Here is an 11,799-nt window from a genome sequence, read left to right on the forward strand (position 1 = left end):
GCCTTCGCCTGCTCGCGATTGCGGTCTGTCAGACCCCGAAAATTCCAGATCGAAAACGAAAAGCCCGGAAGCTCTCGCATACCGGGCTTTCAGGTCGTGGCGTGCGGCGGTTCGTTGAGGTCAGGTGTCGAGCAGTTGCACCAGAATATCCTCCACCTGGTAATCGTTACCGACACCCGACTCGACATGGCTGACGATGGCCAGAACCATCTCGCTGGCGCGGGCGACAAAGCTGCCGGATAAACGCATCAAGGCCTGGTCAGTGAGAGTCACCGGCTCGGTGATGTCCTCGCCACCGGCACTGAGCGACAGCGAAGGGGCGGCAAAGTCGGTACGAAAACGGATGCAGTTGATCGTGAACGAATACCGACCACCGGGCTTCAGATTGGCAAATTGTTTCTGCAGCACCACCTCTGCCGAGTTGTTGCTGTAGGTGTAGTTCTGCGCCTTGTAATTGCCTTGTTCGAAAACGATGCTCCAGTCATTCGGATGCGTTGCCGGACCCCGGCGCCAGCCATTCCAGTCGTATTGATCGAAGTTCGTCAGGTCACGTTCCAGAGGGGGGGTAGCAGTCTCACCGATTCGCAGTTCAAGCGGCGCCGACTGCACCGACGCGCGTTCGGGATTGGTCACGTCGTAGTGCACGATCAGCGGATTGCCGGCAAAAGGCGCGATGTATTGGCTGGCGACATCGAAGGTCAGCGGCGCGTTCGGATCAGTGATGGTGCGTCCGAAAATAAAGCGCACCACAACCCCGAGTTGATCGACGACCTGCCAGTACAGTTGCACGGAGGCGCCGCTTTTCAAGGCCCAGTAATCGGGAATGAACACCTTGGCCACGCTGGTGTTGGCTGGCAGTTCGTCCTTCACGACTTGTTCGATGATTGGCGGGCGTACTGTGAAGGCGCCGCCCTGAATGGTGATGTCGGCAGGCTTTGAGCGTTGCGGCGCCTCGGCTCCCGCTTTGTTCACGGTATACGTCAGGCGCAGAGACCCGCGGATCAAGGCTTGCACGCGTTCGTTCTCGACCGCAAAGAACACGGTTCGGCCTGTCGCGGTGAGTGTCTGGAGATAGCTGTGGTTAACCGCTTCGCCGGTTTGTGTAAGTCCTTGCAGTGTCAACTCGATCTGATCGTTTCTGGCAAAAATACCCACGATCAGAACCGACATCGGGTCACCCGCGAGTTCCCCGTGGTCGACCCTGTTAAAAGCGTCCGCCTGTTCGACGATCGGGGCTGCCAGCAAAGTGATCCCCGGTTTGCTTTGCAGAGTCAGGGCGTCCGACCAGCCGCTCTGATTGTGCACTCTGTCCGTCAACTGGTAGCGCACCACCAGCGAATCGCTCGGCGGCAGGGTGGCGAGCTGCTGCGGTGTCAGTTCAAAAACAATATCGGCCGTCGCACGGGTGACTTTGAATGTCAGCGTCACTGTACCGAAGGCGAGGGTGACCACATCCTCCAGTGCCTGATGCAGGTAGCTTTTGATCGTCACGGTCATGCCGCTGTCGATCACACTTTGGTCAATGATCGTTTCCGAGGCGATGGGCAACGGCAAACCCTGGTTGAATGGCTTGCCACCGTCAGTGTCCGGATTGCCCGGCGGAAAACTTTTGTAAAACAGCGGATAGGGCGTTGAACCTTCGGCATTACCGCTGATGCGGCTCACGGTGAAACAGACCGGCTGGTTTCCCGGCTGCGGGTACCTGGACGCCATGTCGCTGGCCTTGATGTAGAAAGGCATGTTTCGGGCCACGCCGTCGGCATCGAAATGGTCGCTGGTAACAGGAAACGAGGCCACAGAGACAGGGGCATCGCCAAGATAGACATCAATGTGGTCACCGAGAGCCATATCCAGATAGCTGAGGATGTACACCAGCAAACCCTGAAGATCGCTGTGTACCATGCTGTAGTTGACCCCCAGTGCACCGTCGCTCAACGGTTTGTAACCGATGACATAGGGCGGCGGCACTGCCAGTACGCCAATGCCTGAGGACGGTGGAAAGACAATCACTTGTTCTTCTGATGCGTCGGCGCTGTTGGTTGCCTGGCTAGTCATGAGCAAATACCCATCTTCAGAGATGTGCGGATGCCCGTGGGGGCGACCGATCAGCCCCGATTAGAACCGTATTGCCTGGCACCGCCTACTGTCAGGATTGACAGGTAGACGCAGGTTTAAGACGAGTGGCAGGTGGGGCGATCTTTCAACGGTTCAAGACTTGTGCAAAGTCTTCTGGCGCAAGATATAAACCGTCACCAACACCGCACTGGTCAACATGAACCCCCGTGCCCACGGCAGTGGCACCAGGTAACACGAGAACAGAATGCTCGCCCACATCAGCCCGATCGCGTAGACCTTGCCCTTGAGCGGAATACCGTTGCCATCGAGGTAGTCGCGGATCCATGGTCCGAGCTTCGGATGCTCGACCAGCCATTGATAGAAGCGCGGAGAGCTGCGCGCGAAGCAGGCTGCGGCGAGCAGAAGGAAAGGGGTAGTGGGCAGAACAGGCAGGAAAATCCCGATCACCCCCAATGCCACGCTGAGCCAGCCAACGGCCAGCAGGAAGTAGCGCAACATCAGGGGGCGGTTGCCTATGGGGTTGTCCATAGGCTGTGTCTTAGTGGTGACGTGGCTTGAGGATCGCCGGTTTTTCGTCCGGGGCCTGGCACAGCAGGTACAGCGCGGTCAGGGCTTCCGGGATCTGCACGATCATGTCGTCCATCAGGTTGGCGTCCTTGGCGATGTCTTCGAACTCTGGCTGTTCGTCGAACAGGCCGGAACCGACCATGATCGGCAAAAGCATTTCGCTGACCTCTTCTTCGGCGGTCTCGAACCAGGCCGCTTCACGCAGGAACACGCCCTCCATGAAACCGATGCACCAGCCGCGCAGTTCGGAGTCGTCCGGCTCGTCGCCCAGGTCCAGGTCGCACGGCAGTTCGAATTCTTCGTCGGACGCCAGTTGACGGGCGATGTGCGCCTTGAGGCCGATCAGTGTGGCTTCGATCTCTTCGCGCTGGGCCTCGCTGCTGTAATGCGGCTCTTCAGCGAACAGGGCGTCGATCCACTCACGCTCCGGTACGTCTTCTGCACAGATCGACAGGGCGGTCAGGTAACCGTGGGCGGCCACGTAATCCAGCGCCTCTTCGTGCAGCTCGTCGGCGTCGAGAAAGACTTGCAGGCGGGTTAGTTGCTCAGCGAAGGACATTACGGGGCTACCTTGGGGGAATAAACAATGCGGGAATTCTAGGCCTTCTTGAGCGCTCAAGCCAGCCGCATGGCAGATTTGCCCCGCCACGGCCTGCAGGGGGGGGAAGGAATGAGTCTTCTCAGCGGCACCCCCTGCCGGGGAGGGCTCGGGTATACTGCCGCGTTTTGCGCTCCCTGCTCGTATTGCGGTGGTCTGGCAATGCGCTCTTACGTTTTGTTTAAGCAGCTGTGGCTGTCCTGAACCAGCCTGTGCAGGGATGTTTCGGTAGATTTTTGGAGTTTTTATGCTCGAACAGGCTCAACGCGTCCTCAAGGACATCTTCGGCTACGACAGTTTCCGTGGCCGCCAGGGTGCAATCATTGAGCGTGTGGCCAGCGGCGGTGATGCGCTGGTGCTGATGCCTACCGGTGGCGGCAAGTCCCTGTGCTTCCAGGTGCCGGCGCTGCTGCGCGAAGGCCTGGCAGTGGTGGTGTCGCCGTTGATCGCCTTGATGGACGATCAGGTCGCTACCCTCGAAGAGCTGGGCGTGGCGGCCGCTGCACTGAACTCCACGCTGAGTGCCGAACAGCAACGCGATCTGGCGGTGCGGATCAAACGCGGCGAAGTGAAAATGCTCTATCTGGCGCCCGAGCGTCTGGTGCAGCCGCGCATGCTGTCGTTCCTGCAAGGTCTGAACATCGCACTGTTCGCCATCGACGAAGCGCACTGCGTGTCGCAATGGGGCCACGACTTCCGCCCGGAATACCTGCAACTGGGCCAGTTGGCGGAAATGTTTCCCGACGTGCCGCGCATCGCCCTGACCGCGACCGCCGACAAGCGTACCCGCGAAGAAATCGTCACCCGCCTGCACCTGCAGAACGCCGAGCGCTTCCTGTCGAGCTTCGACCGGCCGAACATCTTCTACCGCATCGTGCCCAAGGAGCAGCCGCGCAAGCAGTTGCTGGCGTTCCTCGCCGAACGGCGCAGCGATGCCGGCATCGTCTATTGCCTGTCGCGCAAGAAGGTCGAGGAAGTTGCCGCGTTCCTCAGCGAGCAGGGCTTCCCGGCGCTGCCGTATCACGCCGGTCTGCCCAACGATCTGCGCGCCTATCACCAGAAGCGCTTCCTCAACGAGGAAGGCCTGATCATGGTCGCCACCGTGGCGTTCGGCATGGGCATCGACAAGCCCAACGTGCGTTTCGTCGCGCACCTCGACCTGCCGAAGTCCCTTGAGGCCTACTATCAGGAAACCGGACGCGGCGGCCGTGACGGCCTGCCGGCAGACGCTTGGATGGCCTACGGTCTGCAAGACGTGGTGATGCTCAAGCAGATGCTGCAGAACTCCGAAGGCGACGAGCGCCACAAGCGTCTGGAGCAGCACAAGCTCGACGCCATGCTCTCGCTTTGCGAAGAAACCCGCTGCCGCCGCCAGACGCTGCTGGCCTATTTCGACGAAGACATGCCCGAGCCGTGCGGCCACTGCGACAACTGCGTCGACGGCGTGCAGACCTGGGACGCCACCGAGCCGGCGCGCCAGGCGCTGTCGGCGATCTATCGCACCGGCCAGCGCTATGGCGTCGGCCATCTGGTGGACGTGTTGCTGGGCAAGGACAACGAGAAGGTCCGCAGTTTCGGTCATCAGCACCTGTCGGTATACGGCGTCGGCAAGGCGCTGAGCGAGAGCGAATGGCGCTCACTGTTTCGGCAACTGGTGGCGCGTGGTCTGGCCGATGTCGATCACGAAGGCTACGGAGGCCTGCGCCTGAGCGATACCTGCCGGCCATTGCTCAAGGGCGAAGTGTCCCTGGAACTGCGCCGCGACCTCAAGCCGCAGGTTACTGCCAAGACCGCCAGCAAGAGCCCGGCCAGCCAGCTGGTGCGTGGCGAAGAGCGCGAACAGTGGGAAGCCTTGCGTGCGTTGCGGCGCAAACTGGCCGAAGAGCATGGCGTGCCGCCGTACGTCATCTTCCCCGACTCGACCCTGCTGGAAATGCTCCGCAGCCAGCCGACCTCGCTGGCCGACATGGCCCGGGTCAGCGGTGTCGGTGCGCGCAAGCTGGAACGTTACGGCGAGGCCTTCCTCGAAGTGCTCGGCGGCGAGGCCGAGGCGCCGAAAGTGGTGGCCGATGTGCGCCACGAACTGATCACCCTGGCCCGCGCCGGCATGACCCCGATGCAGATCGCCGGGCAGTTGCAATGCTCGGAAAAGAACGTCTACAGCATGCTCGCCGAAGCCATTGGCAAGCAGCAATTGTCGCTGGAACAGGCGCTCGACTTGCCGGAAGAACTGATGGGCGAAGTGCAGGACGCGTTCCTCGACGGCGAGGGCGAGTTGCCGTCGGTCGCCGAAGTGGCCGAGCTGTTCGCCGGTCGCGTTCCGGAAGGCGTTCTTTACTGCGTAAGGGCTGCGCTGCAATCTGAATTCGAAATGTAATCCGACCCAAACCTCTCCCTCCGGGAGAGGGTCAGGGTGAGAGGCTTTCAAGATGTAACGATTCAGTACAGGTCGGCCCTTGCCTATAGCCAAATGTCATGCTTAGCTGACTAATAATTAGTTTTTCTCTATTTGTCAGTCTACTCATGAGTGTTTTATGCCGTTAACCGATCAACACCGCTTTGGCATGCAACTGGCCCAGATGTCCCGTGGCTGGCGTGCCGAACTGGATCGCCGGCTGGCCGGTCTGGGTCTGTCCCAGGCGCGCTGGCTGGTGCTGCTGCATCTGGCGCGTTTCGAAGACGCGCCGACCCAACGTGAGCTGGCGCAAAGCGTCGGTGTCGAAGGGCCGACCCTCGCGCGCTTGCTCGACAGCCTGGAAAGCCAGGGCCTGGTGCAACGTCAGTCGGTGATGGAAGACCGCCGGGCGAAAAAAATCGTTCTCTGCGCTCCGGCGCTGCCGCTGATCGAACAAATCGAAACCATTGCCACGCAACTGCGCCACGAATTGTTCGAAGGCGTCGACGAGGCGGATCTGAAGGTGTGCATGCGCGTTCACGGGCACATTCTGGCCAACCTGGAAAAATCTTGAGGCATAACTGCACAGAGGTTTTTTGAGGGATCGCGCTGAGCAGACTATAAGAACTACTGGGCAATATCGTGTTCGTACCGGATGTGCGAACGCATAGAAACCGGTTTTGCTTATTTAAGGGATGCTCATGCTCGCAAGTCGGCACGTGGTACTGCGCGGTGGCGCCAGATGGCTGCTGGTCGCTGGTGTATTCAGCTATTCGACCTGGTCGATGGCACTCGGGCTGGGCGACATCACCGTCCACTCGGCCCTCAATCAGCCGCTCAAGGCCGATATCGCGCTGGTGGATGCCGCGGGCCTCAGTGCCAGCGACCTCTCGGCCAGCCTGGCCACGGCGGATGAATTCGGCCGGGCCGGGGTCGAGCGGGTGTTTTTCCTCAATGACCTCAAGTTCACCCCGATCCTGCATGGCAATCGCCAGATGATCCGGGTGACCTCGCGCAAACCGGTCAATGAACCCTTTCTGAATTTTCTGGTGCAACTCGATCAGCCCAATGGCCGCTTGTTGCGCGAGTACACGCTGCTGATCGATCCGCCCGGATCGCCGAGCATCGTGCCGGCCACGGACGAGCCCGATCCACGTCCGCGATCCTCTGAATTCCCCACTGTCGAACCTGCCACGGCGACGCCTCAGGCTGCTCAGGGCAAACGCGCCGCCGCCCCATCAGCGCCAACCCCTCCAGCGGCGGCTGCGCCAGCCAACGATACCGTGGCCGAGCAATTGGCGGCCAGCGTGCTGCTCAATCAGCAACTGCAGAAAACCGTGGACGAACTCAACGCCAGACTCCAGGCGCAGGATGTCCAGTTGGCCGACGGCAAGCAGCAGATCAGTGATCTGCAAACGCGCTTGAGCGAATTGCAAAAGCCCCCGACGCCGGCCGTCACGCCGCCAACACCCGCGCCGGTCACCACCTTGCCTGAAGCAGCCGACAATGGCCTCGACTGGCCGCTGCTCGGTGGTTTGCTGGTGCTGCTGGGGTTGTTGGGCGCTGGGCTTTTCATCCGGCGTCGGCGTCAACTGGCAGACGATGCTGCACCGCTGGCGGTTGTGCCCGCCGCCCAGCCCATCGACCCTGAAGACCCGCCAACCACGCAATCCGCCAGCCTCCGAACAACCACCGAACACCGTGAGGAACCGGCGGCCGGCGACGTGCTGGAAGCGGTAGGGATCTATCTGGCCTATGGGCGTTTGAGTGAGGCGGTCGGGTTGTTGCGCAATGCCATGGACAAGGAACCCGAGCGCACCGAACTGGGTGTGCAATTGCTCGAAGTGTTGGGTCGGCAGGGGGACAACGCAGCTTATGAACAACAGGAAAACCGCCTGCGTGATGCAGGGCTGGATCCTCAGCAACTGGCCGCGATCCGTGAACGGCATCCCAAATTGAACAGCGTTGCGCCGATAACCCCGGCAGTGCCGATGGTCGCCGCCGCAGCGGTGGCGCCTTTGCCACCGGCGCCCGAGGATGATTTCGAATTGAATCTGGGTGAGCTGTCGATGGCATCCAGTTGGGATCTTGAAGACAGTCGTTCGACACCTGAGCAGCCCTTGGAACGGTCTGCATCGAACTCCGGCCTGGAAATCCTGCCGCCGGACTTCGAGTTGCCCGAAACAGTGGCCAGCGAACAGGCGGAGCTGGAGTGGATCCCCGAACCGGACGCGCAGCCGCTGGACGAAGATTTTCTCAAAGAGTTTGGCGACCCGGGCGAGTCGCTGGCGCTGGAGCCGCTGGATCTTGCGGCCACTGAGCCGGAGCACGGCGCGGAGAAACTGGAACAGGCGCAGACCTGCATTGATGACGGGGATATCGACAGCGCGATTGCCTTGCTCAATGAATTGCTCAAGGACGGGGACGAGCCCCTCAAGCAAACGGCACGGACGTTATTGGCGGGGATTCGCTAGCCAAGGTGGTTGATATTCATGTGTTTGGGCGCCATCGCGTGCAGGCTCACTCCTACAATTGAACTGTATTTACAGATCCATTGTAGGAGTGAGCCTGCTCGCGATGGCGGTCTGTCAGGCGACATCAAATCAGGACGATATTCAGAACGTCTGCCCCAGATTCAAATAAACCGCCTGCTCATTCGCATCATTCAAACCATAGGTGAAGTTCAGCGGCCCCAGCGGCGTATCGAAGCCGATAAACACGCTGGCGGCATTGATGTAGCCGCTGTCGAATTCATTGTCGTTGTTCCACGCCCGTCCACGCTCCAGCGAAGCACCGGCATACAGCGGGAAGTCCAGCGGCAGGTAGGAACGCGGCGTCAACCGTCGGTAGTACACCGCGCGCATCAGACTGACGTTTTGTCCGGAGATCGAATCCTCGCGAAAGCCCGATAACTGTCGCGCTCCGCCGAGCAGGAAGCTCGACGTCACCACGTTGGCGTCGTTCAGCGTTCGGCCGTAGCGCCCGCCGAGAATCAGCGTATCCGGACCATGGCTCATGGCTTTGTCGAGTTTGAATTCCCACTGCCGGTAGCGCGTGTCCGAGCCCAGCCCCGGTTCGAATTGCATCAGGGTCAGGCTGACGTCCTTGCCCTCGTGGGGGAAGTAGACGTTGTCCAGCGAGTCGAACGAGTACTTCAGCGAGTAGAAACCTTCAGTGAAGTTTTCCCTCGGCAGATCCTGATCGCCGATTCGCACGTCTGCCTTGCCCCAGGCCTCGCCGACCCCGAAGCGGATTTCGCCGTTGTTGCCGATCTGTCGGCCAAAATTGAGGCCGAAACCGTAGCGTTCGACGCGGTATTGGGCGATGGGGTCGTTGTCGAGCACGGCATCGACGTTCTGCGCTTCAAACGCGGCATACGGGGCGACGAAGTAGCGCGAGCCGACATCCAGCGGCTGATAGAACTCGGTATACAGTTCCTGCTTGTCGCCGATCTGCGCCCGGGTCAGCCATTCCGCGCCGAGGCGGTTGATGCCGTTGATGCGGTAACTGGCGCCGAGGTTGAAGGCGCTGTCACCGCGCATGTCGTCCGAAAGATTAAGGCCGACCCGCAGGTAATCGGTGCCGCTGCGTTTGCCCCGGGCGCTGATCACCAGCGTGTGATCCTGGCCCTTGTGCACCACGCGGTACTGCACCTGTTCGAAGTAATCCAGGCCGTACAAGGTGCCCATATCCGAGTGCAGCCGACCGAGGTCCAGCGGCTCACCAATGGGCTGGCGGATGTAATAGCGGATCACTTCATCGCCGACTTTCGAATCGTTCTCGACCCTGATCGCGGTGATGATTGGCGTGCGCTGGCCCGGGGCGCGGGCTGCGTTCAGTTCGGCGTCCTGGGATTGCTGAGGTTTGAGCTGAGCGAGGCGGGCGTCGAGAATCCGCGTGGCGCGGTAACCGGCGTCGATCATCTCCTGGGCCTTGCCGAAATCGGTCACGCCGAATGCCGCCAGCGCCGGCTGGATCAGCACATCGGTGGGTTTGAGGGCGGCCAATTGCTCTTCGGAGTTGCGCCGGGTCATCAGGGTGATCGACTGGTTCAGCACATCAACCACGGTGGCCAGTTGCTTGCGGTTGCGCAGCGGGGTGCCGATGTCGACCACGATCGCCACATCCACGCCCATCTCCCGCGCGACGTCGAGCGGGATGTTGTCGGTCATGCCGCCGTCCACCAGTAGCCGCCCGTCCAGTTCGACCGGGGCGAACACCGCCGGGATCGACATGCTGGCGCGGATCACCTGCGGCAGGTGGCCTTTGCGGAACACCACTTTTTCGCCGTTGGCGATGTCGGTGGCGACGGCGCGGAACGGGATCGGCAGTTTGTCGAAGTCGCGGGTGTCACTGGTGTGCGCCAACAGGCTTTCCAGCATCAGCGCCAGGTTCTGGCCCTGAATCACCCCGAGCGGCAGGCCGAGGCTGCCGTCATCGCGAAAACTCAGTTGCTGTTTCACCAGAAAGTCGCGGTCGTCCTGCTTGCGTCGAAACGGCACGTCTTCCCGCGGCGGCGCGTCGGAAAGCGCCTGCTGCCAGTCGATGTTCAGCGCGAGTTTTTCCAGTTCGTCGATCTTGTAGCCCGAGGCATACAGGCCGCCGACCACCGCGCCCATGCTGGTGCCGGCAATCGCGTCGATCTTGATCCCCTGTTCTTCAAGAGCCTTGAGCACGCCGATGTGCGCCAGGCCACGGGCGGCACCACCGGACAGCACCAGGCCGACTTTGGGGCGGGGGGCTTCGGCGGCATGCACGATGACATTAGCAAAGAGGGGCAGGAAGCCAAGCAGCAGGCAGAACAGCAAACGGCGCATGGTGAGTCTCGGGGCAAGCGATAAAGCCGGCTATTATAGCGGCGCCCTCTGTCTCAGGAGTTTCAGCAAACATGAGCGTCGCCAAAGCGGAAATCGTCATCACTTATTGCACCCAATGCCAGTGGCTGCTGCGCGCCGCGTGGCTGGCGCAGGAGCTGCTCAGCACCTTCGGCGACGACCTCGGCAAGGTCTCGCTGGTGCCGGGCACCGGCGGCGTGTTTCATATCAGCTGCGACGATGTGCAGATCTGGGAGCGCAAGGCCGACGGCGGTTTTCCCGAGGCCAAGGTGCTCAAGCAGCGGGTGCGCGATCAGATCGATCCTGAGCGCGACCTCGGCCACAACGACCGCACTCAGTGAGACGCGGCTTCGGCGGCGACGGTTTTCTTGTCGGCGCTGCCTGACATCCGCGCCGAGACCACGATGGCGACGATGATCAGCGCGCCACCGATCAGCATGCGTACGGTCGGGTTTTCATCGAACAGCAGCCAGGCGATGGTGATGCCGTAGACCGGTTCCATGGCGAACACCACGGCGGCGGTGCGCGCCTTGATCACCGCGAGGCTGGCGACGAACAGGCTGTGGGCGACGCCGGTGCAGAATACCCCGAGCAGGCCGATCCATAGCCAGTCCAGCGCTCGCACTTCGCTCAGTTGCGGGGCCGCGACCGGCAGCAGACACAGCGCCACCACCACGTTCTGGCACAGCGCCGCCTGCACCGCCGGGATGCGTCCGGAGCTGGCGCGATTGGTCAGCGACAGCAGGGCGAACAGCAAGCCCGACAGCACTGCCCAGAGCAACCCGGTGGTGGCGCCGCTGGCCAGATCGAACGCTGGGGTGACCAGCACCAGACCGACGCTGACCAGCACCACCAGCACGATTTCATTGGCGCGGATGCGTTCGCGGAAAATCAGCCCTTCAAGAATCACCGTGAACGCCGGGAAACTGGCAAAGCCCAGGGTCGCAATCGCCACGCCGGCGACCTTTACCGCGATGAAAAAACTCACCCAGTGTCCGGCCAGCAACACGCCGCTGAGCGCCAGGCGCCGCCAGTCGACCGCCTGCAGTTTCTGCCAGCCGTTCTGACTGGCGAAGCGGGCGAAAAAGGCCAGGGCGAGCACGGCAAACGCCGCACGTCCGAAGACGATCACCGCCGGCGAGGCAGCAGCGAGTTTGCCGAACACACCGGTCAGGCCGAACATCAAAGCGCCGATATGCAGGGCGCCGAGGGCGGTACGCGGAGTCATTGCAATCCTTAATCCGAACACAGATTCAATGTAGGAGCTGCCGCAGGCTCGGGCCGCGTTCGGACGATCTTTTGATCTTGAAAAGCCAAAGTCAAAAGAT

The 11,799-nt window shown here is 61.3% G+C and carries 9 protein-coding genes; 4 read left to right on the forward strand and 5 right to left on the reverse strand.

The features are described from left to right. Positions 1–120 precede the first annotated feature (120 nt). From BW33_RS08120 to BW33_RS08130, 3 genes are all read right to left on the reverse strand, one after another. Positions 121–1,878: a hypothetical protein gene (locus BW33_RS08120; RefSeq protein ID WP_152546100.1), complete on the reverse strand. Its 1,758-nt coding sequence runs from the start codon at positions 1,876–1,878 to the stop codon at positions 121–123. Between the two features lie 330 nt (positions 1,879–2,208). Beyond that, the gene (locus BW33_RS08125; protein ID WP_047598213.1) at positions 2,209–2,604 is read right to left on the reverse strand and encodes a YbaN family protein; all 396 of its coding nucleotides are present in this window, start codon (positions 2,602–2,604) and stop codon (positions 2,209–2,211) included. Between the two features lie 10 nt (positions 2,605–2,614). Continuing rightward, on the reverse strand, positions 2,615–3,202 hold the full coding sequence (locus tag BW33_RS08130; protein ID WP_007962155.1) for a UPF0149 family protein: 588 nt from the start codon (positions 3,200–3,202) through the stop codon (positions 2,615–2,617). Positions 3,203–3,488: 286 nt separating this feature from the next. Between BW33_RS08130 and recQ the strand changes: the two genes are divergently transcribed. From recQ to BW33_RS08145, 3 genes are all read left to right on the forward strand, one after another. Further along, positions 3,489–5,618, forward strand: a complete 2,130-nt coding sequence (gene recQ / locus BW33_RS08135) for a DNA helicase RecQ (RefSeq protein ID WP_047598215.1) — start codon at positions 3,489–3,491, stop codon at positions 5,616–5,618. Between the two features lie 157 nt (positions 5,619–5,775). Further along, positions 5,776–6,210 carry a MarR family transcriptional regulator gene (locus tag BW33_RS08140; RefSeq protein WP_007962151.1) on the forward strand — a complete coding sequence of 145 codons (435 nt, stop codon included), beginning with the start codon at positions 5,776–5,778 and terminating at the stop codon, positions 6,208–6,210. A gap of 127 nt (positions 6,211–6,337) precedes the next feature. Then, positions 6,338–8,110, forward strand: coding sequence for a FimV/HubP family polar landmark protein (locus tag BW33_RS08145; RefSeq protein WP_047598218.1), 1,773 nt, complete (start codon positions 6,338–6,340; stop codon positions 8,108–8,110). 141 nt (positions 8,111–8,251) lie between these two features. Here the strand turns inward: BW33_RS08145 and BW33_RS08150 are convergent, their stop codons facing one another. Then, positions 8,252–10,453 (reverse strand): patatin-like phospholipase family protein, encoded by a 2,202-nt coding sequence (locus BW33_RS08150; protein WP_047598220.1) that lies wholly within the window; start codon positions 10,451–10,453, stop codon positions 8,252–8,254. A gap of 71 nt (positions 10,454–10,524) precedes the next feature. Between BW33_RS08150 and BW33_RS08155 the strand changes: the two genes are divergently transcribed. Beyond that, complete coding sequence (locus BW33_RS08155) at positions 10,525–10,812, forward strand: SelT/SelW/SelH family protein (RefSeq protein WP_047598221.1); 288 nt, start codon at positions 10,525–10,527, stop codon at positions 10,810–10,812. Here the strand turns inward: BW33_RS08155 and BW33_RS08160 are convergent. Then, the gene (locus BW33_RS08160) at positions 10,806–11,699 is read right to left on the reverse strand and encodes a DMT family transporter (protein WP_047598223.1); all 894 of its coding nucleotides are present in this window, start codon (positions 11,697–11,699) and stop codon (positions 10,806–10,808) included. The two genes, BW33_RS08155 and BW33_RS08160, sit on opposite strands and share 7 nt — an antisense overlap. Positions 11,700–11,799 lie beyond the last annotated feature (100 nt).

Source organism: Pseudomonas sp. RIT288 (genome assembly GCF_000631985.1).
In the GTDB taxonomy this organism is placed as follows: Bacteria; Pseudomonadota; Gammaproteobacteria; order Pseudomonadales; family Pseudomonadaceae; genus Aquipseudomonas.

What these genes read in the sequence shown, in the direction of transcription:
- BW33_RS08125 (WP_047598213.1), bottom strand. Translation starts at nt 2,604, where the DNA reads ATGGACAACCCCATAGGCAACCGCCCCCTGATGTTGCGCTACTTCCTG.
- BW33_RS08130 (WP_007962155.1), bottom strand. Translation starts at nt 3,202, where the DNA reads ATGTCCTTCGCTGAGCAACTAACCCGCCTGCAAGTCTTTCTCGACGCC.
- recQ (WP_047598215.1), top strand. Translation starts at nt 3,489, where the DNA reads ATGCTCGAACAGGCTCAACGCGTCCTCAAGGACATCTTCGGCTACGAC.
- BW33_RS08140 (WP_007962151.1), top strand. Translation starts at nt 5,776, where the DNA reads ATGCCGTTAACCGATCAACACCGCTTTGGCATGCAACTGGCCCAGATG.
- BW33_RS08145 (WP_047598218.1), top strand. Translation starts at nt 6,338, where the DNA reads ATGCTCGCAAGTCGGCACGTGGTACTGCGCGGTGGCGCCAGATGGCTG.
- BW33_RS08150 (WP_047598220.1), bottom strand. Translation starts at nt 10,453, where the DNA reads ATGCGCCGTTTGCTGTTCTGCCTGCTGCTTGGCTTCCTGCCCCTCTTT.
- BW33_RS08155 (WP_047598221.1), top strand. Translation starts at nt 10,525, where the DNA reads ATGAGCGTCGCCAAAGCGGAAATCGTCATCACTTATTGCACCCAATGC.
- BW33_RS08160 (WP_047598223.1), bottom strand. Translation starts at nt 11,699, where the DNA reads ATGACTCCGCGTACCGCCCTCGGCGCCCTGCATATCGGCGCTTTGATG.